The following is a 23,902-nucleotide window of genomic DNA, read 5'->3' as shown; positions in this document are numbered from 1 at the left end:
ATCCTCCCCGCCGCGCTAGCGCAGCAGCCGCCAACCCAGTTGCCGACCGATCTTCTTGAAGATGTCTTCAAGATCGTAGGCCGAGGGCGCGTTGTAGTAGTGGTCGGTGGTGCCCGCCTTGCTGGAGGCGATGGTCTTCATCAGGCTGATGTCCGTGGAGTCGGAATCTCCGTAGCGGATGGCGAAGATCTCGATGCCCTTGTCCTTGGCGATCTGCGCCTCGCTCAGCATGGCCGCGTTCAGCTTGCCGCCGTTCTCGCAGTGGGTGGTCATGTCGAACATGCCGTAGTAGGCGTTGGTCCAGTAGGCGTTGGGCGTGTAGCTGAGCGCGTAGTTGCCGCCGCAGGTGCCGTCTTCCGTATCGCCGTCGGTGAGCACGATCATCACCTTGCGCATGTCCTTGTTGGACGAGCCCTGGGTGAACGGGGCCTCGGGGGTGAGCACGTGGCGTCCCCACTTGATGCCTTCCGAGATGACGGTGCCCGAGGCGTCGCCCAGGGCGTCCTGCCTGGCGATGGCGTTGACGATGGTGGCGCGGTCGCTGGTCAGGGCCTGCACGCGCGGAATGCTGCCGCAGGTGTTCTGCGGCACGTTGAGCGACGAATTCTTGGGCGAGCGGTACTTGGACTGCTTGTACTCCTCCAGTATCCACGTGGGCGCCAGGGTGCCGTCGGCGTTGCGGCAGCCGTCGGCCAGGCCGTCCACGCCCGCGGGCAGGTGCACCTTGCCCCGGAACGGCACCAGCCCCACCTTGACCGAGGTTTCCATGCCTTCGGGCATGATCAGTTCGGCAAGCTGGGTGGCGGCCGCGTTGGCCTGCTGGATGGCCGTGCCCTTCATGGAACCGGTGTTGTCGATGACGAAGACCACTTCCAGGTTGTTGTACCCGGCGGTGGCCTGGGCGCGCACCGTGGTGGAGCCGATGCCCAGGGCGCCCATGAAGATGGTGGCCACGTTGGCCTCGGCCTTCACGGTGACGCTGCGTTCCTCGGTGCCGGGGGTGACGCCCTTCAGTTGGGCCTCGGGGTAGTTGGCGGCCATGTATTCGTTCACGGCCCCCCTCACCAGCCCCTTGTCCAGTTGCGGGTCGTAGGGAAGTTGCAGGCTGCCCGCCAGGGCCGCCGCGTCCACGGCGCCCTGCAAGCGGTTGTGCGCGAGGTAGAGCATGCCCGAATCGATGCCGAGGCCCGCAAGGCCCAGCACCACGGGCAGCAGCACGGCCATCAGCATGGCCATGGAACCCCGCGTGCCACGCCACAGGCCGCGCACGCGGGCGCGAAAACCGGCAGGCCGGGCCGCGTTACGGCGTGGGCATGCTGGTGCTTGCGGAAAACGTGTAGAGCGCGTCATGGGGGTCTCCGTTGTAGGGATTGCTCGTGAATACCGACTTGTAGGCATACTGCACGGTCACCGTGACCATCTGCTTGCCCGCGTCCTTGACGGCGGTGGCCGTCAGGGCGTTGGGATCCAGCGTGGTGGCCAGCGAGCGGACGAAGGTCTGCACGCCCGCCACGTCGTCGTTCATGACCACGTGGCGCGCGCCCGTGCGGCTGGCTTCGGTCAGGGCGGAGTAGGCGCGGATGGTGTTGCCTCCCTCCACCAGCACGTAGAGCAGCGCGGCGATGACCGGCAGCATCAGGGCCACTTCCAGCGCGGCAAGGCCGCGCTGGGCAAGCGCCCGCGACGGCGGAAGGCGGCGCAGTCCCCTGCGCGTTCCGCCGGGCGGTGCCGGTGGCGAGATGGTGCGTGTTTCGGACATGGTGTTCACTCCTTGATGATGGGCCGCCCCCCGGCGAATTCCATCAGCGGTGCCCCCAACGGACAATGGACGGGCGCGGCGCGTGGCGCGCCCGAAATTTCTCGCGGCGTCTACTTCCCGTCGCGCAGTTCGCCCTCGCGCACGGCGGCCGGGGTGGCGCGGGCCTTCAGCGGCGTGGACGAAGGCGGCAGCGTCACCGGGGTGGCGACTCCGGGCGCGCCCTGCACGGCTCCCGCTCCGGTGGTCCCGGTGGCCCCGCTGAACCCGGTCGTGGGGTCCATTCCGGGACCGGCCATGGGCAGCGGCGCGGCGGTGGCCGAGGCCGGTCCCTGGCCCTGGGCGATGCGCGCGGCCAGGCGCGCGCGCTTCAGGTTTTCGGCGGCGCGGGCGTAGTAGCGCGGCTCCACTTCCAGGGCGCGTTGCAGGTGGTACAGGGCCAGGGCGTGCTCGCCCTGCTGCGAAAGGTACACGCCCAGGTTGTTGTGCGCGGCGGCCTCGCCCCCGGCGTTGCGGAAGGCCTCGAACGCCTCGTCGTAACGGCCCAGGCGGCACAGCGACAGGCCCATGTTGTTCCACACCCGGTTGCCGGGCGCGCCGTAGGTGATGGCCGCGCGGAAATGGTCCACGGCGGCGGCGTCGTTGCCCAGCATGGCCTGCGCGATGCCCGCGTTGTTGTGCAGTTCGCCCGAGCGGGGCAGCTGTTCCAGCGCGCGCAGGTACAGGGCCAGCGCCTTGTCCGGGTGCCCCTGGTAGTTGTGGATGGCCCCCAGGTGGCTGGCCGCGCCCGCAAGGCGCGGCTCCAGCGCCAGCGCCCGCTCGAAGCGGCTTCCGGCCTCGGCGAGGTTGCCCTCGGCAAAGCTGAGCATGCCCGCCGTCTCCCAGGCCCGCGCGTTGTCCGGGGCCAAGGCGAGGGCGGCGTCGATGTCGGGCCGCGCCTCGGCGGCGGCTCCGCGCGCCACCAGCAGCGCGCCGCGCTGGTAGCGGGCCTCGGCCAGCTTGGGATCCAGTTGGCAGGCCCGGCTGAACTGTTCGAAGGCCAGTTCCGGCCGGTTCTGGGCAAGGTAGGCCATGCCGCGTTGCAGGTGTTCCTGGGCGTTCATGGCGTCGCCCTGCGGGGTGGGCTTCTCCCCTTCGCCGTCGTGCAGCAGGTCCTTGCCGCTGTGGTAGCGTTCCATCAGCGAAAGGTTGGAGCCACGGGTGGTCTGCTGCGCGCCGCAGCCGGCAAGCAGCAGGGCGCAGAGCGCCAGCAGGGCGAGGGCGGAACGGGCGGCGGTGCGGGCGGTCATGGCGTTTTCCTTCGGTGTCCGCAGCCGGGCGGCGTCACTGCTTGCCCCGGCTGGGGATTTCGTTCGCTGGCAAGGAGAGCGGGCCAGCCATGAGGGAGCATACTTTTTCGTATTCGACCGATATGGCTGGCGACGCTCGACGCCGCCAGCGGGCGAAAGCCTCGCCGGGGCTACTGGCCCATCTGCTCGAAAACACGCATCAACGTGATAAACGCGGGCCCCATGATGGTCACGAACAGGGCCGGAAGAATGCAGAACACCAGCGGGAACAGCAGCTTCACCGGCATCTTGGCGGCGATTTCCTCGGCCCGCTGGAAGCGCGTGGTGCGCATGGTGTCGGAATAGACGCGCAGCGTGCTGGAAATGCTGGTGCCGAAGGCGTCGGCCTGCACGATGAGCGTGACCAGGCTGTTCATGTCTTCCAGGGCCACGCGCGCGGCCAGGTTCTTCAAGGCCTCGGCGCGCGACTTGCCCGCGCGCAGTTCCAGGATCACCAGGTTCAATTCCTCGGCCAGCACCGGGTTGGTGCCCATCATCTCGCGGGCCACGCGGGCGAAGGCCTGGTCCAGGCCCATGCCCGCCTCCACGCAGACCACCAGCAGGTCCAGCGCGTCGGGCAGCGAGTTGGTGATGTCCAGCCTGCGGGCCTTGATGCGCTGCGAAAGCCACACGTTGGGCGCGTACAGGCCCACCACCGCCGGGCAGATGAACAGCAGCGCCACCATGCCCAGGGGGATGTCGCCGCCCGACAGCAGGCGGATCACCAGCCCCAGCAGCAGGCCGCAGAGGGTCAGCCCGGCCTTGACGCCCCAGAACACCAGCGGCGCGCGGCGATTGCGGTAGCCCGCGCGCACCAGCGCCATGCCCGCCTCGTTCAGTTCGTCGTCGTCGTCCTTGACCACCTTGCGGCCCACCCGCTCGGCCACCGCGTTCAGGGCGCCCTTCAGGGAGGCCAGGGGCGAATCGGGCAGGGCCGGGGCGGCCACGGCGCGCGCGCCAGCCGCATGCCGGGCGAGGCGGCCGTGCATGCGCCGCACCCGCTGGCGGCTGCCGAACACGTCGCGCAGGGCCTGGGCGGCCAGCAGCACCGCGCCGGAGGCCAGCACCGCGGCCAGCAGGGGGAGCATGGTGTCGTCGAACGGCATGGCGTTTCCCGTAGGGGCTGTTTCCAGCTTAGGTTTTTCGTTCGTTGGCAAGGAAAACGAGCTTGCCATGAGGGAGTATACTCTTATCGTATTTGACCGAAATGGCAGGCGAAGTTTGACGCCGCCAACGGGCGAAAGGACAAGTTGGAAACAGCCCCTAGACTCGGATGGTGGTCAGGCGCTTGAGCGCAATGCCGCCGATGGCCATCTGGAACAGCGACGCGGTGAGCAGCATGTTGCCCTCGGGCGTGGCGTACAGCGCGCTCATGAATTCGGGGTTCAGCAGGTTGATGATGAACCCGATGCCGAAGGGCAGCACGAACAGGATCCACGCGGTCAGGCGGCCTTCGGCCGAAAGCACGCGCACCCGGCCCGCCAGCTTGAACCGCTCGCGAATCAGCCGGGCGATGTTGGTGACGATTTCCGCCAGGTTGCCGCCGGTTTCGCGCTGGATGTTCACCGACACCACGAAGAACTTCAGGTCCGGGCAGTCCACGCGGCGGGTCAGGTTGTGCAGGGCCGCGTCCGCCGGGATGCCGAAGTTGATCTCGTCCAGGGTCTTCTGGAATTCCGGGCCGATGGGGTCTTCGAATTCGTCGGCCACCATGCGCATGCCCTGGTTGAAGGCGTGCCCCGCCTTCAGCGCGCGGGCGATGAGGTCCAGCGCGTCGGGCAACTGGCGCTGGAAGCGGCCCATGCGGGCGTTGCGCTTGCGCTGCACCCACAGGAAGGGCGTGTAGCCAAGGGCCAGCGGCGGCGCCACCAGCAGGAACAGGTTGTCCACCAGCAGGTGCATGACTAGGAAGCACGAGGCCGCGCCCAGCACGGAAGCCAGCAGCAGCACGCCCAGGGTGGCCCGCACCTGCGCCTGTTCCAGCGCGAGGTCCATCTTCTTCGTCCACGACTGGGCGGCCAGCGCTCGGTGCAGCCAGTCCACGTCGGACAGGGCGCGGCGGCGTTCCAGGTCCACCCGGTCCTGCTCGTTTTTCGCCCGCAGCAGGTTTTCCATGCGCCGTCCCACGCGCTGCGCCGTGGCGCGGCGGCGGCCGTAGGCCAGGTCCAGCACGCCCATGACGAACACGAACATGGCGATGACCGAGAGTACGGCGATGACGAGCATCATGGCGAAATCCCTTTCCGTTCAGGCTGCCGCGCCTACTGCGACAGGCTGGGGTCGAACAGCGCGCCGCCGAGTTCGATGCCCATGGCGGCCAGGCGCGGGGCGAAGCGCGGCCGGATGCCGCCGGAGCGGAACCGCCCCTGCACCTTGCCGTCCCCGTCCACGCCGGTCTGTTCGAAGGTGAAGATGTCCTGCATGGTGATGGCCTCGCCCTCCATGCCGGTGAGTTCCGAAAGGCTGGTCATCTTGCGCGAGCCGTCGGCCAGGCGCGAGACCTGGATGATCACGTCCACGGCGGACGAGATGTACCGCTTCAGCGACAGGGTGCCGATGTTCAGCCCGGCCATGGCCACCATGGTTTCCAGGCGCATCAGGCAGTCGCGCGGGGAGTTGGCGTGGATGGTGGTCAGCGAGCCGTCGTGGCCGGTGTTCATGGCCTGGAGCATGTCCAGTACTTCGCCGCTGCGCACTTCGCCCACGATGATGCGGTCGGGCCGCATGCGCAGGCAGTTCTTGACCAGGTCGCGCGCGGTGACCTCGCCGTGGCCCTCGATGTTGGCGGGCCGGGTTTCCAGCCGCACCACGTGGTCCTGCTTGAGTTGCAGTTCCGCCGCGTCCTCGATGGTCACGATGCGTTCGTCGTGCGGCACGAAGCGCGACAGGCAGTTGAGCATGGTGGTCTTGCCCGAGCCGGTGCCGCCGGAAACGATGATGTTCAGCCGCGCCTTGACGATGCCGCGCAGCACTTCGCCCATTTCCGGGGTCAGCGCGCCGAAGCGGATCAGGTCTTCCAGTTCCAGCGGGTCCTTGGAAAAGCGGCGGATGGACAGGCTGGGGCCGTCCAGGGCCAGCGGCGGGATGATGGCGTTGACGCGCGAACCGTCGGCCAGGCGGGCGTCCACCATGGGCGAGGCCTCGTCCACGCGGCGGCCGATGCGGGCCACGATGCGGTCGATGATCTTGCGCAGGTGGTCGTCGTCCAGGAAGCGGGTGTTGACCTTCAGCAGCTTGCCGCGCCGCTCCACGTAGACCATGCGGTGGTTGTTGACGAGGATGTCGTTGACCGTGGGGTCGCGCAGCAGGGGTTCCAGCGGGCCGAGGCCCATGACCTCGTCGCGGATGTCCTCGACGATCCGGCGCTGTTCCTGGGCGTTGAGGGGGGCCTGGCGGAACTCCTCGCGCAGCAGCTTTTCCACCAGCCGGGCGATTTCGGCGGCCAGGCGGTCGGGCGGCAGCGATTCGGCGGCGGCCAGGTCCATCATGTCCAGCAGGCGGTCCTGCAACCGGGCGCGGATTTCGTAGTAGTGGTCGCCGTGCAGGGTCAGGGTGGTCACGTCGCAGACCTGCTCGGCGTGGGCGGGCCGGGCGGAGGGCCGGGCCATGGGCCGGGCCTTGCCGGGCTGGGCGGCCTGAACGGACTGGGTTTCGGCCGCCTGCTGGGCGCCCTGTGCTTCGGAGGCGTCGGCGCGGGGTTCCCCCCGGGGCGCGGGGGCCGCTGCGGGTTCGGACACCGGCGCGGCTTCGGGGCGCGGGGCGCGGAACAGGGTGGCGGCGTTGACCGGCACGCGCGGGATGGGAGCCTCGCCGGTTTCGTCCAGCCCGTCTGTCCCGCTCAGGGGGGCGGACAGATCGGACCCTGCGGAACTATCCGTCAGATTTGGCAGGCCGGGCGCGGCAGCGGCCCCGTTGGGGAAAAGATGGCTGCGGGCGTTGAGGCCCGAGGCGCCCAGGCGCGGCGCCTGCGGTTCGCGCGCGGGGGCGGCGTCGCGGTCCAGGCCATCCAGTTCGCGCTGGAGGCGGCCGTAGGCGTCGGCGTCCGCGTGAGTGCCCTCCGCATGGGTGGCGTCCGCATGGGCGGCGGCCGGCGCCACGGGGTCCAGCGTCAGGGCGGGGACGGGGGCGGGCTGCCGCCGCGTGGTGCGCATCAGTCGTTCGGCCAGTCTCATGGCTACCCCCTTGCGCCTTGCAGCAGGGCGCCGTGCGGCAGCAGGCCGTCGCGTTCGCGGCCCGGCTCCCGTCCCGATTCACGCCGATTGGGCTCGTGCGTGTCGTGGCCCTTGCGGTGCAGCAGCCGGGCGAACAGGCCGCCCGCCTTCATGCCGGGGGCGGCGCCGCCATTACCGGAGGCGGGAGCGGCGGGGGCCAGGCGTTCAGCCAGTTTTGCCAGCGAACGGGCCGCCACCGAGCGGGGCGCGGCCTCGCACAGGGGCACGCCCTGGTTGATGGCGGCCACGGCCGCGCCGTAGTCGTCGCCCACGGTGGCGAACACCTTGCGTTCCAGCAGCCGTTCGGCCTCGGTCAGGTCCACCCCGGCCTGGGCCGACATGCGGTTGACCACCAGTTGGATGCGCGCGGCCACGGACGGCGCGACGGCGGCCACGTCGTCCAGCAGGCGGCGGGCGCCCGCCAGGGCGGGCAGGGCCAGGTCGGTGACCAGCAGGATGGTTTCCGCCTCCTGCATGGAGACCAGGGCCAGTTCGTCGGCGTAGGGGCCGCCGTCCACCACGGTGACGGCGTACAGGGCGCGGGCCAGGTCCAGCACGGCCTTCACGGCGCGCGGGCTGATGGCGTCCAGATCGTCGCCCGCGTCGGGCGAGGCGAATACCTCCAAGCCGCTGGCGTGCCGTTCGGCCAGGCTGCGCAGGAAGGTGGCGTCCAGCCTGCCCAGGTTGCGCGCGCCGTCGGCCCAGGTGCGGGAATATTCCATGTCCAGGAACAGGGGCACGTCGCCCTGGGGCAGGCGCATGTCCATGAGCGCCGCCAGCGGCAGCGCGGCGGGCGCGAAGGCTGCCGGGCCGCCGCTGGCCAGGGCCATGCCGCCCATGTCCTGCATGTCGCGCGCGGCGGCGCCGTTGCGTCCGCCCAGTCCGTTCAGTCCGTGAAGTCCCTTGCCGGATTTCGCCGCGTCGTCGCCGGGCATCTTGCCGGACAGGGAACGCGCGGCCAGCACGGCCAGGTTCACGGCCACGGTGGTGGCGCCCACGCCGCCCTTGGCGCCCATGACGTGGATGATCCGGCCACCCGCCGCCGGGGCGGCCGCAGGGCTTGCGGCGCGGGCGGTGCGGCGGCGGCGCGTGTAGCCTTCCAGTGCGGCCAGCACTTCGTCCGAGCGGAACGGCTGGGACAGGAATTCGCTGACCCCGGCGCGCATGGCGCGGATGATCAGGTCGGGATCCTTCTGGCGCGAGGCCACGAACACCTCGCCCACGCGCGGGTCGGACACCAGCGAGGCGATGGATTCGAAATCGTCCTCCATGTCTTCTCCCAGTTCCAGGATGACCAGGCCGAGGTCGTCGGCTTCACCGGGGGAGACAAGGCGGAAACCATCCTGCCGGGCGAGGACGCGGGTGAGTTCCTCGCGCGTGGCGAGGCGCTTGGTGACGAGGCAGACGGGATGGGCGATGTTCATGGCGGCCTCTTGCTACTTGCCGATCTTGAAGCGGACGGTGTTGCTTCCGTCGGCCTTCTTCTCGCCGTCGCGCATATTCTTCATGGCGCGTTCGGTCACGCGGCCGTCCAGGCCGACCACGGGGTCGTCGCCCGCCGGGCCGGGGTTCAGGGTCTGGGCGTCGCGCTGGGCGCGAAAGGCCTCGCCCTGGGTGAAGGTCCATTCGGACATGGGCGATTCCCTGGACGGCCCGGCGCAGCCCGCCAGGGACGTCACGATCGTCAGGGCCAGCAGCGGGGCCAGCAGCGGGGCCAGCGGCATGATCCGGTTGCGGATGATCATTGCCTGCCTCCTTGGGCGTGGCCGGGCAGCACGTGCCCGAATTCGCCCTCCATGCCGGACGGGGCGTTGCCCGAGCCGGTGGCCGGGGCGTAGGCGGCGGGGGCGGTGATGGCCGGGGCCTCGCCCTCCATCTTGCCCTGCAGGAAGAATTCGAATTCCGTGGGCTCGCGGAAGCCGTCGGTGGGCAGCTTGGCCGTGGCGCCGTCCAGCGGCTTGGCCAGGCGCGGGGTGACGATGATGACCAGTTCGGTCTCGCTCTTCTGCCAGTTGCTGGAACGGAACAGGGTTCCCAGAAGAGGCACGTCGCCCAGCACCGGGTATTTCTTGATGTTCTCGCGCACTTCGTCGCGCAACAGGCCCGCCACGGCAAAGCTCTGGCCGTCGGCCAGTTCCACGGTGGTGGCGGCGCGCCGGGTGGAGATGGCCGGAATGGTGAACCCGTTGATTTCGATGACGTTGGAGTAGTCCAGTTCCGACACTTCCGGGTTCACCCGCATGCTGATCAGTTTGTCCGAGACCACCGTGGGGGTGAAGGCCAGGGTCACGCCGTACTTCTTGTACTCGATGGCCACGGTGCCCAGGCCCTGCGGCACGGGGATGGGGATCTCGCCCCCGGCCAGGAAGTCGGCGTTCTCGCCGCTGCGGCAGATCAGCGTGGGTTCGGCCAGCACCTTGACCAGGCCGTTCTGCTTCAGCACGTCCAGGAAGCCCATCAGGTTCACCTGGCCCGAGGTGATGCGGAACATGCCGTTCACGTTGCTGCTGGGCACGGCCGCGCTGGGGCCCACGTCCACCACGCCCTTCTGGTTGTCCAGGGTGAACAACTGGTTGAGCATGGTGAAGGCGAAATCGTTGTTCCAGGCGTAGGTCAGGTCGATGCCCAGGCGTTGCAGCACCGACTTGCGCATCTCGGCCACCTTCACTTCCAGCATCACCTGGTGCACGCCGCCCACCTGCATGAGGTTGGTCACCTTGTCCGGGGCGTACATCTTGGCCATGTCCAGGGCGGTGGCCATGCCCGCGCTGCTGCGCACGGTGCCCGCCAGGGTGATGGACTCGCCCACGGCCATGACCATGATGTCCTTTTCGTCGGGCAGGACGCGGTGCAGCATTTCCTTCAACTGGGCAAGGTCCGGGGTGACCTGGATGTCGTAGACCTGGGTGATGGCCCCGGCCGCGTTCCACAGGGTGAGGGTGGTGCCGCCCGGCTTCTTGCCGGTGACGTAGACCTGCTGGGGCGACAGCACCACCACGCCCGCGATGGCTTCGTCCGCCACGGAAACGCGGGCCGCGGGCTGCGCGGTGCGCACCACCATGGACTTGCCCACGGCCAGCGGCACGGCTTGGGGCGCTGCGTCGGCCAGGGCCTGGGTGGCGGCGGCCAGAACCAGCACGGCGGCCAGCAGGGCGCGGAAGACGAGGGGGCGGCAGGCGGAGGCGGCCGCCGCGCGGGGAAGGGGGGCGGGGCGGCTCATTGCGGGAACCTCAGCGTTGAACGTTCGGTGCCGGAGATCATCTCCACCTTGGTCTCGCGCACCTTGGGAACCGGCTTGCCTTCGGGGGTGCTGGTCAGCAGGGCCAGGGTGCCGGGCACGTCGGTGCCGGGGGTCAGCACCTGGCCGTCGTCGGCGGGGTTGCGCAGGGCGAAGTGCAACTCGCCGCGCGAGGCGGCCAGGGATAGCGGTTCGGCCTGCTGGGGGGAGATTTCCAGGGTGTACACGTCCACCGACGAGGTGGAGGTGTCGTCGCCTTCCTGCTTCAGTTCGGTGCCGGTGGCCAGCACGCGCACGTTTTCCAGCACCAGCTTGGTGCGCGACTTGGCCTTCTCGCGGCTTTCGTCGTCCAGGGTCACCAGCACGTCCACGCGGTTGCCGGGGCGGATGAACCCGGCCAGGCCCAGCACCTTGTTGCCCTTCACGGCCACGGCGCGCATGCCGGGGGCGATCAGCGTGCTGACGCCTCCGTGCGCCTCGCCGTCCTGCACCAGGCGGGCTTCGGTGATGGGTTCACCGGCGGCCACGGCGGCGGAAAGCACCCGGCCCACGGGCATGGCGTCCTTGGAAAAGGCGCCGGAGGGGGCGCTGGACTTCAGGAAGGGGGCCGTCTTGAACTGTTCGGCCTTCAGCTTGGCGCCGCGCGGCACGTCGGCGGCGGCCACCACCAGTTCGACCTGCTCGGGGGTGGCCACCTGGGGGGCGACGGCGCGGTTCACCTGCATGAACCGGAACACCAGCACCCCGGCCACCAGGGCCAGCACCAGCGCGAGGGAAATCTGGATCAGGGAGGAGGCGCGCATGACGGCACCCCCCTACAGAATGGCGGCCCAGGCGGGCAGCAGCGCGGACATGGCCGAAGGAAAGACGGCCTGGCTCATGGCGAGGCCGGTGCCCAGCGCGATGGCCACGCCGTAGCACAACCGGGGCAGGCGGGCGTTGGCGGTGGCGGGCACGTAGTCGAAGCGGCCGGTGACGGCCAGCAATTCCACCGAGACGCGCAGCGAGCGCAGCACCGCGCGCAACTGCGGCAGGTGGAAGGCCAGCACGCCGATGGCGTATATGCCGCCCGCCAGGCTGGTCCAGATGAAAGCCCGGAACACGGTTTCTGCCCCAAGGAATGCCCCGGCGGCGGCCAGCAGCTTCACGTCGCCCGCGCCCATGACCCGCAGCAGGAAGGGGATCAGCATCAGGCCGAGGCCAAGGCCGAAGCCGGACAGGGAGAAGAGCAGGCCGTCCCATGCCCCGGCAAGGCCGCCCGCATGCGCGCCCAGCGCCGCGTTGCACGCGACGCCCGCCAGCATGGCGGGAAAGGTCAGCCAGTTGGGAATGCGCATGGCGCGCAGGTCGGTGACTACGGCCACCAGCAGCACGGCGGCGAGGGGGGCTGCAAGGATGGGGTGCATGGGGCTCTCCTCTGGTGACCGGGTGGGACCGGTGACTGCCGGGGAAACGGGGTGTCGCCGTTTCCGGGCGGACTGCCCTGGCGGGGGGCGTGTCGGTTCGGGTCGATTCTTCGCCGTCAGGCGCGGAACCTTGATGACGAAGGGGCCGGGGATGTTTCCCCGGCCCCTTCGGGTGTGGCGCAGGCGGGAGATCCCTTTCGCCGTTCGTCGCCCTTTACTGGACGTTGGGCATCTTGCCTTCGATGAACGAGAACGTGGAACTGACCTTGGTGCCGAGGGCGGTGACGGCGCCGACGATAACGGCGGCGATGAGGGCGGCGATGAGGCCGTATTCGAGAGCGGTGGCGCCTTCTTCGTCGCGTATCAGGGTGGCGATGGTCTTGAACATGATTGATCTCCTTGGGTGTGAAGAAAATGTTTGGAGGCCGGGGGGCCGTTGTTGACTCCCATTCAGCAACCCGCGTGCCAAGCAGCGTCATGCAGAACGTAATACGGCACAACATTCTGAAACAATGCGAAATTTTTTTTCACACGGCTCGAAACGGACTGTTAGAACGGGTGATACCGGGGCGGAGCGGGCGGGATATGGGGGCGGGATGGTGGAGAGGAATCCACGAATCGTAGAGTGGGAATGGCGGAAGGGTGCGCGCGGCGGTGGCGGGCGCGGGGACCGGGAGGAGAAACCCGGTGGCCCAAGCGGGTTGCACGCCAATCTAGGATTCTTGGAGTGAACCGGCGCAGGCCGCAAGGGCGTGGAGGTGGCCCGCGCAAGTGCGGACATGGGGCGACGGGGGCGCGGGGGGGCGACGGGGGGAAGCCGCGAAACGTGGCGGGGGATGGAATGTGCAGGGGGCCGCGCGGATGCGGGGCGCGGCGGAGGAAAATCTAGGATTCCTGGATCAGGGGCAATCCGTTGCGCGGCTTGATGCCGTACTTTTGCAGCTTGGCCCACAGGTTCTTGGGGGTCAGGCCCAGCAGCACGGCGGCCTCGGTCTGGCGGCCTTCGGAGCGGCGCAGGGCGTCCAGCAGCAGGTTGCGTTCGACCATGCGCATGGTTTCGCGCAGGTCGATGGGGCCGGTGAGGGCCGCGCCCGCAAAGGCGTGGGGGGCGGATGCCCCGGCGGGCGGCACGGCTGGCGAGTCGCAGGCGTTCTCCCCGACATGGGGCGCGGCATCGGCCGGGTCCATGTCACCCGATGCGGGGACGGAGCAGCACGCGGTCCCGTCGGCGTGGTCGCCCGGCGCGCGGCCCAGGGCGCGGTCCACGTCGGGGGCGTCGATGGGACCTTCGGCGGCGATGGCCGCGCGTTCGATGACGTTGGCCAGTTGGCGCACGTTGCCCGGCCAGTCGTAGTCGCACAGGGCGGCCACGGCCGCCGGGGTCAGCCCGTGCACGGGCAGGCCCAGGGTGCCCTGCAGCCGCCGCACCACGTGCTGGGCCAGCAGGGGGATATCCTCCCTGCGGCTGCGCAGCGGGGGCAGGTGCACCACGGCCACGCCCAGGCGGTAGTACAGGTCTTCGCGGAAGGCCCTTTCGCGCACCCGGTCGGCCAGGTTCTGGTTGGTGGCGGCGATGAGCCGCACGTCCAGCGAGACGGGCCTGCGCCCGCCCAGGCGTTCCACCTGCTTCTGCTCCACCACCCGCAGCAGCTTGGGCTGGATGGCCAGGGGCATGTCGCCGATTTCGTCCAGCAGCAGGGTGCCGCCCTGGGCCAGTTCGAACTTGCCGGGCTGGGACGTTGCCGCGCCGGTGAACGCGCCCTTCTCGTGGCCGAAGAGTTCGTTCTCGAAAAGATGCTCGGGGATGGCCGCGCAGTTCACCTTCACGAAGGGGGCGGCCGCGCGGGGCGACAGCGCCCGGATGGTGTCCGAGGCCAGTTCCTTGCCGGTGCCCGATTCGCCCATGATCAGCACGGTGGTGTCCAGCGGGGCCACCTTTTCGATGAGCGCCTTGACCTCCATGATGGCCCGGCTTTCCCCGATGATGCGGCTGGCCGGGCCGTCGCGGCGCAGCGAGTCGCGCAGGGCGGCGATTTCCGCCTGCAACCTGCGCTTTTCCATGGCCCGGCGGATGACGATGTCCATTTCCTTCAGGCTGAAGGGCTTGGAGAACACGTCGTAGGCGCCCAGCTTCACCGCCTCCAGCGCCAGTTCGCGCGTGGAGTAGGCGGTCATGACGATGATGTCGGTGCCCGGCGCGGCTGAGAGCAGGTGGGGGATGGCCTCCACCCCGGACATGCCGGGCAGCATCACGTCGGACAGCACAAGATCGAAGCCGCCGCCGCGCAGCAGGGCGATGCCGTCCTCGGCGCGCCCGGCCACGGTGACGCGGTGGCCGCGTTCTTCCAGCGCCTCGCGCAGCATGGACTGGAAGGCGGTGTCGTCTTCGATCAGCAGGATGTGGCCGCTCATGCGTTGCCGCCCGTCCGGATGCCGGTGGATGGGCCGGACGGACGCCATGGCGCGATGCCACGGCGCGATGTCCGGGGGTATGTCGTCGGGTTTGTGCTGTCCGGGGGCGCGGTGGCGAGGCCGCATGCCGCGCGGACCGCGCAAGGGTACAACGGTCCGCCGGGGAGGGCAAATGCTTAGATTTGCACGTCTGTCCGTCCATCCTGACTTCGGTGCGGGGATATGTCCTTGTGCGTGCGGGTGTTGTGCGCGCCGTGGGCGCGCGGCGCGGACGGGGCGGCCGTCCGGGCACAGTCCGGATATCGCCTTGGGGAAGGGGATGGCGGCGGTGTGCCGGGCCGCCCGGCGCTGTCCCCCGGCTAGCTTCCGGCCTGCTTCACGCGCGGGGGCAGGGGCGACTTCACCAGCCGCTGGTTGAGCGCCTTGCGCTGGTCGGGCGAAAGCTGGCGCAGCAGGGGCGGCAGGTCCTTCATGGCGCGCGGTTCGCCCAGCACGTCGGCGCAGGTCAGCCAGTAGGCGGCCTGGGGCCAGTCCTTGCGGGTGCCCCGGCCTTCGCGCAGCATCAGGCCAAGGTTGTAGGCGGCGAGGGCGTTGCCCTTTTCGGCGGCCTTGCGGAACAGGCGCGCCGCCTCGCCGAGGTCGGCGGTGCCTGCCCGGCCGCTGTCGATGAGCACGGCCAACTGGTTCATGGCGTCGGGGTGCCCCTTGGAGACGGCCTGCCGGTACAGGGTTTCGGCGCGGCGCAGGTCCTTCGGCACGCCGCGTCCTTCCTCGTGCAGCAGGCCCAGTTGCAGTTGGGCGCGCGGGTCGCCCGATTCCGCCTGGGCGGTGAGCCTTGCCAGCTGTTCGCCAGCCGGGGAAAGCGAAGGGGCGGCCTGGCCCGCCCCGGCGGACGGCATTGCGTTTTCCTGGTTGGCCGTGGTCGCGGCCATGCAGGAGAAGGCGGGCGGAATCAGCGGCAGGGCAGCCGCGAGCACGACGGCCGACAGGGCGCGGCGGAACGGAGAAGAGAGGACAGACCGGCGGAGCGCGGCGAGCGGGCGGGGAGCGTGCATGAGGGCCTCCGGAGTAATTTCACGGGACATGGCATATCGGGCCGCCGCGGCGCAAGGGGTTGCCGCATCTCGGGACGGTGGGGTAGGTGTGTGTCCGGTCCGTCCTGCCGCGTGCCGGCCGGAGCGGTCGTCCGTTCTTGCCCGGCCCCGTCCGGCTCCGTCGGGCCTTCATCCGGTTCCGCGTGTCCGCCCGGTGCGCGGCAGCGGCGTAACCGCTTTCCACAGGAGTTTCGCATGCAGCTTGGCCGCATGGCGCGCAGCGCCCTTCGCCCCATGATCGTCGGCGCCGACATCGAGGCCTTTCGCCGACACTGCGGCGGCAGCCTTGGCGGGCTGTTCCACTGCATGCGCTATCTGGGGCCGCGCCTGCTGTGGGACGGCGGCACGCGGGAATTCGTGGACGAGGCGGGCGCGGTCGTGGAGGGTCTGGACGCCCTGGCCGGGGAACTGGCCGTGCTGCGCGATGCCGTGGACGCCGCGCTGGCGGGGGGCGCATCCGCCGCCGTTCCCGTCTCCATGGACGGCACCCTGCTGCGGGGGCAGGACGGTGCCGCCCATTATCGCATTTACGACCTGATCCATCCCGATCTACCTGTGTGGCGGCAGGTGAACCTGCTGGCCGACCTGTTCTGCCGACTGGAACACCGGGTGCCCCACGTGCGCCCGGTGCCCCACGAGCATACCCCGGCCATGAAGACGGACACCCGCGTGGCCCGCTGGCTGGCCACCTGGAAGCGCCCCGGCTGCGGCGGCGTGCTGCTGAAGCGCCCCGAACTGGTCTACGCCCCCGGCCGGGAGACGCCAGACGCCTGCTGCGTCGTCATGCGTTGATCGCCTGCTGTGCCGTCATGAGGTGATCGCGTGTAGCGGTCTCATCCGGTATCGCCTGCGGCGTTATGGGGCAGGAATTGGCATGACGCACAGTTATCGTGTCAGAGGGATTGCTTTTCTTCGGCTTTTTCCGCAAAATGTCGTTAGCGGCCCGCATCAGACGCGGCCTGCCCATTCGTGTTGACAATAACGTTGACAATAATGTCCATCCACCGGGACGGTACCACGGCGGGCCTGCCGCCCGTCGTGTCGCACCATGCGAAGAGGCGAGGAAAAGGTATCGGGGAAACAGTCTAGCGAGGGATCCGCGGGTTCCCGGGAGGTTTCGACATGAAACACGTTGTAAAGGCGCTGACGCTCGCACTTGCCGCTTCGCTGCTCATGGCCGCCACGGCCTTTGCGGCGCCGGTGAAGATCGGCCTGATGTGCCCCCTGACCGGCAAGTGGGCCAGCGAAGGGCAGGACATGCGCAACATCGTCACCCTGCTCGCCGATGAACTGAACAAGGCTGGCGGCGTCAACGGCAACAAGGTCGAACTGATCGTCGAAGACGACGGCGGCGACCCGCGCACCGCGGCCCTGGCCGCCCAGAAGCTGACCACCTCGGGCGTCGTCGCCGCCATCGGCACCTACGGCTCGGCGGTCACCGAAGCCTCCCAGAGCATCTACGACGAAGCGGGCGTGGTGCAGATCGCCACCGGCTCCACCGCCGTGCGCCTGACCGAAAAGGGCCTGAAGCGCTTCCTGCGCACCGCCCCGCGCGACGACGAGCAGGGCATGGTGGCCGCCAAGGTCATCAAGGCCAAGGGCTACAAGGCCGTGGCGCTGCTGCACGACAACTCGTCCTACGCCAAGGGCCTGGCCGACGAGACCAAGGCGCTGCTGGACAAGGAAGGCACCAAGATCGTGTTCTACGACGCCCTCACCCCCGGCGAGCGCGACTACACCACCATCCTCACCAAGCTGAAGGCCGCGGGCCCCGACATCATCTTCTGCACCGGCTACTACCCCGAAGTGGGCATGCTGCTGCGCCAGAAGATGGAAATGAAGTGGAACGTGCCCATGATGGGCGGCGACGCCGCCAACCACGCCGACCTGGTGAAGATCTCCGGCAAGGAAGCGGCCAAGGGCTACTTCTTCCTCAGCCCTCCCGGCCCGCAGGACCTGGACGCCCCGGCCGCCAAGGCCATGCTGGCCGCCTACAAGGCCAAGTACAACGGCGTGCCCGGCTCCGTGTGGTCCGTGCTGGCCGGTGACGCGTTCAACGTCATCGTCGAGGCCGTGAAGTCCACCGGCAAGGCCGATTCGGCCGCCATCGCCGACTACCTGAAGACCAAGCTGAAGAACTACCCCGGCTTCACCGGCCAGATCTCGTTCAACGAGAAGGGCGACCGCGTGGGCGACCTGTACCGGGTGTACGAAGTGAACGCCAACGGCGAATTCATCTTGCAGCCCTAGCAGCCGCACGCAGCCGACATGGCATGCACGACGGGGCGGGCGCTGCCGCCCGCCCCGTTTCACCGCCGCCCCATTGCCCCGCGCAGGGGCGGGCACGGGCGGCGGGACGACGAAATCGCCGGTCGCAAGGCCGTACCGGGGCGCACGCCGCCCCATCCGCAGGCGGACCCTTACCGGGGTCCGCGTTTCGCGCCGCACCGCCCGTATCATCCGCCCTATCATTCGCCGTATCAGGCGGCAGGGCAGGCGGCGCGGGGAGAAGAAGCACAGGAACGCGTATGGAAGAATTCTTTCAGCAGTTGACCAACGGCCTTGCGGTGGGGGGCATCTACGCGCTCATCGCGCTGGGCTACACCATGGTCTATGGTGTGCTCAAACTCATAAATTTCGCGCATGGCGACCTGTTCACCATCGGGGCCTATTTCGGCTTCACGCTGTTCACCGCCTTCGGCCTGTCGGGCGCGGTGTCCGGGCCCGGGGCGGTGCTGCTGGTGCTGGTCATGGTCATGGGGTTCGTGGCGCTGATCGGCTACCTGCTCGAACGGGTGGCCTACCGCCCCCTGCGCGGCTCCAGCCGCCTGTCCGCCGTGGTCTCGGCGCTGGGCTCCTCCATCTTCTTCCAGAACGCGGTCATGCTCATCTACGGGGCCAAGATCCAGGTCTACCCCGGCGGCATCCGGCCCAGCTACGTGCTGTCCATCATGGGCATCGACGTGCCGCTGGTGCGCATCATGATGATCGCCGCCTCGGTGGGGCTGATGCTGGCCTTGTACTGGTTCACCCAGCGCACCCGCATCGGCACGGCCATCCGGGCCACGGCCATCGACCAGGGCGCGGCCAAGCTCATGGGCATCGACGTGAACCGGGTCATCTCGCTGGTGTTCATGATCGGCCCGGCGCTGGGCGGCGTGGCCGGGGTGATGGTGGGCCTGTACTACGGCCAGGTGGACTTCACCATGGGCTGGGTCTACGGCCTCAAAGCCTTCACCGCCGCCATCCTGGGCGGCATCGGCAACATACCCGGCGCCATGGTGGGCGGCCTTCTGCTGGGCGTCATCGAGGCCCTGGGCTCGGCTTACATCTCCATCGCATGGAAGGACGCCATCGCCTTCCTGGTGCTCATTCTCATCCTGATCATCCGGCCCACGGGCCTGCTCGGCGAAAGGGTGGCCGACAAGATATGACGGTGTCGCGCACCACGAGCTACGCGGGCATCGCGGTGGTGGTGGCGGTGCTGCCCCTGCTGCTGAACCCCTACTGGACCGACGTGTTCGTCAGCATCGGCCTGTATTCCGTGCTGGCCCTTTCGCTGAACATCATCCTGGGCCAGGCCGGGCTGTTCCACATGGGCCACGCGGCGTTCTACGCCGTGGGCGCCTACGTGACGGCCATCGCCAACACCATGTGGGGCGTGCCGGTGCTGTGGGCCATGCCCTTCGCCGGGCTGGCCGCCGCGCTGTTCGCCATGCTGGTGGCGCGGCCCATCATCCACCTGCGCGGCGACTACCTGCTCATCGTGACCATCGGCATCGTCGAGATCGTGCGCATCGCGCTGATCAACAACGTGTTCGGGCTCACCGGCGGGGCCAACGGCATCTTCGGCATCTCGCGGCCGACGGTGTTCGGGTTCAGGATCGCCAAGCCCATCCACTTCTACTACCTGGTCTGGGCGTACGTGGCGTGTTCCATCCTGCTGTTCCGCAGGCTGGAGAATTCGCGCTTCGGCCGCGCCCTCAACTATATCAAGGAAGACGACACCGCCGCCGAGGGCAGCGGGGTGAACACCGCCTCGTACAAGCTGTGGGCCTTCGTGCTGGGCGCCTTCTGGGCGGGCATGACCGGCACCATCTACGCGGCCAAGATGACCATCATCTCTCCGGAATCGTTCTCGTTCTGGGAATCGGTGGTGCTTTTCGCCATCGTCATCCTGGGCGGCGGCTCCAACCGGGGCGTGCTGCTGGGGGCGTTCCTGCTCATCGGGCTGCCGGAATTCTTCCGCGAATTCGCCAGCGCCCGCATGCTGGCCTTCGGCCTGGCCATGGTGGTGATGATGATCTTCCGGCCGCAGGGCATGCTGCCGCCCCTGCCGCGTTTCTACAAACTGCCCGAACGCATCCGCTGCATCACCGGCAAGGGCGGCGACGCGGCCGCCGCACAGGCGGGGGGTGGGGCATGAGCCTGCTCGCGCTGCGCAACCTGACCAAGACCTTCGGCGGGCTGGTAGCCGTGAACAACGTGACGTTCGACGTGGCCGAAGGGTCCATCGTCGGGCTCATCGGCCCCAACGGGGCGGGCAAGACCACGGTGTTCAACCTGATCACCGGCAACTACAAGCCCGATTCCGGCGACATCTTCTTCGACGGCCGCACCATCAAGGGGCTGCCCACCCACCGCATCGTGCAGCAGGGCATCGCGCGCACGTTCCAGACCATCCGGCTGTTCCAGAACATGTCGGTCATCGAGAACGCGCTGGCGGGCTGCCACTGTCGCATGCAGTCGGGGATGCTGGCGGCCATGCTGCGCACCCCGGCCCAGCGCGCCGAGGAAAGCCGCGCCCTGCTGCGCGCCACGCGCGAACTGGAATTCGTGGGGCTGGCCGACGAGCACGCCAACCTGGCCAAGAACCTGTCCTACGGCAACCAGCGGCTGCTGGAGATCGCCCGCGCCCTGGCCACCGACCCGCGCTTCATCATTCTGGACGAGCCCGCCGGGGGCATGAACGACCAGGAGACGGCGGCGCTCATCGACACCATCCGCGCCATCCGCGACCGGGGCATCACCGTGTTGCTCATCGAGCACGACATGAGCCTGGTCATGAAGGTGTGCGAAAAACTGGTGGTGCTGGAATACGGGGCGCTGCTGGCCGAGGGGGTGCCCGCGGCCATCAAGGACGATCCGCGCGTGATCGAGGCGTATCTTGGCGCGGATACGGACGATTAGAATCGGCCCCCGAAAGGTCCTTTTGCCCTCTGGCTGCGTCAGGCTCGTCCCGTGCGAAGGTCGAATATGAAAGAATATGCTCCCTCCGCCCGGGACTCGCCTTCCTTGCCAGAGAACAAAAATCCTCTTTCGGGAGCCGATTCCATGTCGCGCAAGCGACACGGTCACCAGCCCGGAAATGGCGGTTGCAGCCACCCGGACAGATGAACGACAACTGAATTGCCGGAACATGCCACCCCTGCGAGCCTCGGCTTTAACGGGTACCGGGAGAGACGATGTTTCTGGAATTGCGCGACCTGCATGTGAAATACGGCAACGTCGAAGCCCTGCACGGCATCAACGTGCACGTGGACGAAGGCGAGATCGTGACCATCCTTGGCGCCAACGGCGCGGGCAAGACCACCACGCTGATGTCCATCAGCGGGCTGGTGCGGCCCAGCCAGGGCGGCGTCTACTTCAAGGGCAAGGCCCTGCACGAGATGCCCAGCCACGCCGTGGTGCGCGAGGGCATCACCCAGTCGCCCGAGGGGCGGCGGGTGTTCGGCACCCTGACCGTGCTCGAAAACCTGAACCTGGGCGCCTTCACCAGCAACGACAAGGCCCGCATCCGCAAGACGCGGGACTGGATCTTCGAGCTGTTCCCCCGCCTGCTGGAACGCAAGGACCAGCTTGCGGGCACCCTGTCCGGCGGCGAGCAGCAGATGCTGGCCATCGGCCGCGCGCTCATGGGCGACCCCAAGGTGCTGCTGCTGGACGAGCCCTCACTGGGGCTGGCCCCCATCTTGGTCAAGTCCATCTTCGAGACCGTGCGCGCCATCAACAAGACCGGCATGACCGTGGTGCTGGTGGAGCAGAACGCCCGCGCCGCGCTGAAACTGGCCACGCGCGGCTACGTGCTGGAGGTGGGCCGGGTGGTCATGGAGGATGCGGCGGCGAGCCTGCTGGCCAATACGGATGTGCAGGATGCCTACCTTGGCGGCTCCGGCCATTAGGTGATGCCGCCACAAGGGTCTTTTTGTCCTCTGCCTTCGTCAGAACGCCTTTTCGTTCCGGTCGAGTACGATAAGAGTACACTCCCTCCACGAAAAGGCGTTCTTCCTCGGCAGAGAACAAAAATTCTCCTTGTGCCGACATCACCTCTAGGGTGCCGCAGCGTGCCGCCTGGAACCGCGTGGCGATGAAGCGAACAAAAAGGCACACCGGAGTCGGTGTGCCTTTTTGTTCGCTTGAAGGATTCGCGCTCTCACCCCGCCAGATGGGCGGCGATGGTGGCCATGAGGTCCTGGCGGGTGATGGGTTTGGTGAGCAGGCCGTTGCAGCCCGCGTCGGCGCAGCGGCGCATGTCCTCGTGGCCGTCGTGGGCGGTCAGGGCCACGATGGGCACCGGGCGGCGGCCCAGCAGGCGTTCTTCCTCGCGCATGGCGCGCACGGTGTCCGTGCCGTCCATGTCGGGCATCACCACGTCCATCAGCACCAGGTCCACGGGGTGTTCGCGAAAGATGCGCAGCGCCGCGCTGCCGGAATCGGCCTCCATGCAGCGCAACGGCGTGTCGCGCAGCAGAAGCAGCAGCAGGGCGCGGTTGGGGGCGGCGTCATCGACGATGAGCACCGTGGCGGGCGGCAGCGGGCGGTCGGGGGCGGTGGTCATCCAGAACTCCGGGAAGCGGGCCGGTTCCCGGCGCGCCGAATAGGGGTGCCGGACGCATGCGGCGGTCTGGTGTTGCAGTGGCGGCGGTTCACCCACCACGTTTCATGCATAGCGCAAGGATGCCCGTAGCCGCAAGGTGGGGTGAAGTGGCGCCGCATGTACCGGCAGGAGTGGGTGCATCATTCCGGTGGCGGCGCGGCGCATCGCGGTGCGTGCGGATGGAGCCCGGAGCGGTAGTGACTGTACCCTTCGCTCCCTTGCGCTGGAATTGCGGGCATGGCACATCCGTGCGGTCGGCACGGCCTTCCCCCTCATCATCAGCATGCCCACGCGGCGCAGGAGCAGCACATGGTCACCATCGGCACCCCCAACACCCCCTCCGCAACCCGCATCCTGCTGCTCGGCTCCGGCGAACTGGGCCGCGAAGTGGCCATCGAGGCCATGCGCCTCGGCGTGGAGGTGGTGGCCGTGGACCGCTATCCCGATGCGCCCGCCATGCAGGTGGCCCACCGCAGCCACGTGGTGTCCATGCTGGACGGCGCGGCCCTGCGCCGGATCATCGAGGCGGAACGCCCCCACTGCATCGTGCCCGAGATCGAGGCCATCGCCACCGAAACCCTGCTGGAACTGGAAAAGGAAGGCTTTCGCGTGGTGCCCACGGCCCGCGCCGCCCGCCTGACCATGGACCGCGAGGGCATCCGCCGTCTGGCGGCGGAAGAACTGGGCCTGCCCACCTCGCCCTACCGCTTTGCCGCCACCGAGGCGGAATACCGCGAGGCCGTGGCCGCCGTGGGCCTGCCCTGCGTGGTCAAGCCGGTGATGAGTTCGTCCGGCAAGGGGCAGAGCACCGTGCGCGCCGAGGCCGAGGTCATGAAGGCCTGGGAGTATGCCCAGACCGGCGGCCGCGCGGGCGGCGGCAAGGTCATCGTGGAAGGCTTCGTGGACTTCGACTACGAGATCACCCAGCTTACCGTGCGCCACGCGGGCGGCACCACCTTCTGCGACCCCATCGGGCATTTGCAGAAGGAAGGCGACTACCGCGAATCGTGGCAGCCCCAGCCCATGAGCCAGGCCGCCCTGGCCGAGGCCCGGCGCATGGCCGAGGCCGTCACCGGCGCCCTTGGCGGGTGGGGCATCTTCGGGGTGGAACTGTTCATCAAGGGCGACATGGTCTGCTTCAGCGAGGTTTCGCCCCGCCCCCACGACACCGGGCTGGTGACGCTGATTTCGCAGAACCTCAGCGAATTCGCCCTGCATGCCCGCGCCATTCTGGGGCTGCCCGTGCCCGCTCTGCGCCAGAACGGACCGGCCGCCTCGTGCGTGGTGCTGGCCGAGGGCGACAGCACGTCGCCCAGCTATCATGGCATCGAGGCCGCCCTGGCCGAGCCGGACACCGGGCTGTGCCTGTTCGGCAAACCCGAGGTGCACGGCAAGCGCCGCATGGGCGTGGCCCTGGCCCTTGGCGGAACCATCGAGGAAGCCCGTGACAAGGCCCGCCGCGCTGCCGCCGCCGTGCGGGTGGAACTGTAGCCGCATTCCCGACGCGCCCAGCGCCCGCTCCGGAATGCCGGGGCGGGCGTTTTGCGTGGCGGGCGGGAGCGCAGGCCGTGCGTTCCCCC

Annotated in this window: 22 protein-coding genes; 7 read left to right on the top strand and 15 right to left on the bottom strand. The window is 68.8% G+C overall.

All coding sequences use genetic code 11. From position 1 onward, the window contains the following. Positions 1-15: 15 nt before the first annotated feature. The 14 genes from V6B97_RS06940 to V6B97_RS06875 all read right to left on the bottom strand — a co-directional run bounded on the left by V6B97_RS06940 (position 16) and on the right by V6B97_RS06875 (position 15,406). Positions 16-1,236 (bottom strand): pilus assembly protein TadG-related protein, encoded by a 1,221-nt coding sequence (locus V6B97_RS06940; RefSeq protein WP_333505768.1) that lies wholly within the window; start codon positions 1,234-1,236, stop codon positions 16-18. Between the two features lie 64 nt (positions 1,237-1,300). After that, positions 1,301-1,759, bottom strand: coding sequence for a TadE/TadG family type IV pilus assembly protein (locus V6B97_RS06935; RefSeq protein ID WP_333505767.1), 459 nt, complete (start codon positions 1,757-1,759; stop codon positions 1,301-1,303). Between the two features lie 110 nt (positions 1,760-1,869). Next, positions 1,870-3,045 carry a tetratricopeptide repeat protein gene (locus tag V6B97_RS06930; protein WP_333505766.1) on the bottom strand — a complete coding sequence of 392 codons (1,176 nt, stop codon included), beginning with the start codon at positions 3,043-3,045 and terminating at the stop codon, positions 1,870-1,872. A 170-nt stretch (positions 3,046-3,215) separates the two neighbouring features. Continuing rightward, positions 3,216-4,190 carry a type II secretion system F family protein gene (locus V6B97_RS06925; RefSeq protein ID WP_333505765.1) on the bottom strand — a complete coding sequence of 325 codons (975 nt, stop codon included), beginning with the start codon at positions 4,188-4,190 and terminating at the stop codon, positions 3,216-3,218. A gap of 157 nt (positions 4,191-4,347) precedes the next feature. Continuing rightward, complete coding sequence (locus tag V6B97_RS06920) at positions 4,348-5,313, bottom strand: type II secretion system F family protein (protein WP_333505764.1); 966 nt, start codon at positions 5,311-5,313, stop codon at positions 4,348-4,350. A gap of 32 nt (positions 5,314-5,345) precedes the next feature. Further along, the gene (locus tag V6B97_RS06915; RefSeq protein ID WP_442935470.1) at positions 5,346-7,256 is read right to left on the bottom strand and encodes an ATPase, T2SS/T4P/T4SS family; all 1,911 of its coding nucleotides are present in this window, start codon (positions 7,254-7,256) and stop codon (positions 5,346-5,348) included. Positions 7,257-7,258: 2 nt separating this feature from the next. Next, on the bottom strand, positions 7,259-8,719 hold the full coding sequence (locus tag V6B97_RS06910; RefSeq protein WP_333505763.1) for a response regulator: 1,461 nt from the start codon (positions 8,717-8,719) through the stop codon (positions 7,259-7,261). A 12-nt stretch (positions 8,720-8,731) separates the two neighbouring features. Continuing rightward, complete coding sequence (locus V6B97_RS06905) at positions 8,732-9,040, bottom strand: hypothetical protein (protein WP_333505762.1); 309 nt, start codon at positions 9,038-9,040, stop codon at positions 8,732-8,734. Next, a complete protein-coding gene (locus tag V6B97_RS06900; RefSeq protein ID WP_333505761.1) occupies positions 9,037-10,515 on the bottom strand; it encodes a type II and III secretion system protein family protein in 1,479 nt (492 codons plus the stop codon). Before V6B97_RS06900 ends, V6B97_RS06905 begins: the two co-directional genes overlap by 4 nt. Next, positions 10,512-11,336, bottom strand: coding sequence for a Flp pilus assembly protein CpaB (gene cpaB / locus V6B97_RS06895; protein WP_333505760.1), 825 nt, complete (start codon positions 11,334-11,336; stop codon positions 10,512-10,514). The genes V6B97_RS06900 and cpaB overlap by 4 nt, the downstream gene beginning before the upstream one ends. A gap of 12 nt (positions 11,337-11,348) precedes the next feature. Then, entirely contained in the window at positions 11,349-11,939 is a 591-nt protein-coding gene (locus tag V6B97_RS06890) for a prepilin peptidase (RefSeq protein ID WP_333505759.1), read from the bottom strand. 214 nt (positions 11,940-12,153) lie between these two features. Next, a complete protein-coding gene (locus V6B97_RS06885) occupies positions 12,154-12,327 on the bottom strand; it encodes a Flp family type IVb pilin (RefSeq protein ID WP_333505758.1) in 174 nt (57 codons plus the stop codon). Positions 12,328-12,824: 497 nt separating this feature from the next. Then, entirely contained in the window at positions 12,825-14,351 is a 1,527-nt protein-coding gene (locus tag V6B97_RS06880) for a sigma-54-dependent transcriptional regulator (protein WP_333505757.1), read from the bottom strand. A gap of 359 nt (positions 14,352-14,710) precedes the next feature. After that, positions 14,711-15,406, bottom strand: coding sequence for a tetratricopeptide repeat protein (locus V6B97_RS06875; protein ID WP_333505756.1), 696 nt, complete (start codon positions 15,404-15,406; stop codon positions 14,711-14,713). 234 nt (positions 15,407-15,640) lie between these two features. On the opposite strand from V6B97_RS06875, the gene V6B97_RS06870 reads away from it, so the two are divergent. The 6 genes from V6B97_RS06870 (at position 15,641) to V6B97_RS06845 (ending at position 21,627) form a co-directional block, all read left to right on the top strand. After that, positions 15,641-16,237, top strand: a complete 597-nt coding sequence (locus tag V6B97_RS06870) for a hypothetical protein (RefSeq protein WP_333505755.1) — start codon at positions 15,641-15,643, stop codon at positions 16,235-16,237. A 330-nt stretch (positions 16,238-16,567) separates the two neighbouring features. Then, positions 16,568-17,695, top strand: a complete 1,128-nt coding sequence (locus V6B97_RS06865) for a branched-chain amino acid ABC transporter substrate-binding protein (protein ID WP_333505754.1) — start codon at positions 16,568-16,570, stop codon at positions 17,693-17,695. Between the two features lie 278 nt (positions 17,696-17,973). Continuing rightward, entirely contained in the window at positions 17,974-18,879 is a 906-nt protein-coding gene (locus tag V6B97_RS06860; protein WP_333505753.1) for a branched-chain amino acid ABC transporter permease, read from the top strand. Further along, a complete protein-coding gene (locus tag V6B97_RS06855; protein WP_333505752.1) occupies positions 18,876-19,871 on the top strand; it encodes a branched-chain amino acid ABC transporter permease in 996 nt (331 codons plus the stop codon). The genes V6B97_RS06860 and V6B97_RS06855 overlap by 4 nt, the downstream gene beginning before the upstream one ends. Then, positions 19,868-20,635, top strand: coding sequence for an ABC transporter ATP-binding protein (locus V6B97_RS06850; protein ID WP_333505751.1), 768 nt, complete (start codon positions 19,868-19,870; stop codon positions 20,633-20,635). Before V6B97_RS06855 ends, V6B97_RS06850 begins: the two co-directional genes overlap by 4 nt. Positions 20,636-20,910: 275 nt before the next feature. Then, entirely contained in the window at positions 20,911-21,627 is a 717-nt protein-coding gene (locus tag V6B97_RS06845; protein WP_333505750.1) for an ABC transporter ATP-binding protein, read from the top strand. Positions 21,628-21,878: 251 nt separating this feature from the next. On the opposite strand, the gene V6B97_RS06840 is transcribed toward V6B97_RS06845, so the two are convergent. After that, positions 21,879-22,283, bottom strand: a complete 405-nt coding sequence (locus V6B97_RS06840; protein ID WP_333505749.1) for a response regulator — start codon at positions 22,281-22,283, stop codon at positions 21,879-21,881. 348 nt (positions 22,284-22,631) lie between these two features. Between V6B97_RS06840 and purT the strand changes: the two genes are divergently transcribed. Further along, entirely contained in the window at positions 22,632-23,813 is a 1,182-nt protein-coding gene (gene purT, locus V6B97_RS06835; protein ID WP_333505748.1) for a formate-dependent phosphoribosylglycinamide formyltransferase, read from the top strand. The last annotated feature ends 89 nt before the right edge of the window (positions 23,814-23,902 follow it).

It is taken from the genome of Nitratidesulfovibrio sp. 1201_IL3209, from assembly GCF_036763125.1.
Taxonomy (GTDB): domain Bacteria; phylum Desulfobacterota; class Desulfovibrionia; order Desulfovibrionales; family Desulfovibrionaceae; genus Cupidesulfovibrio.
The sequence above is the reverse complement of the archived record's forward strand: the minus strand, read 5'-3'. Positions and strand labels throughout refer to the sequence as shown.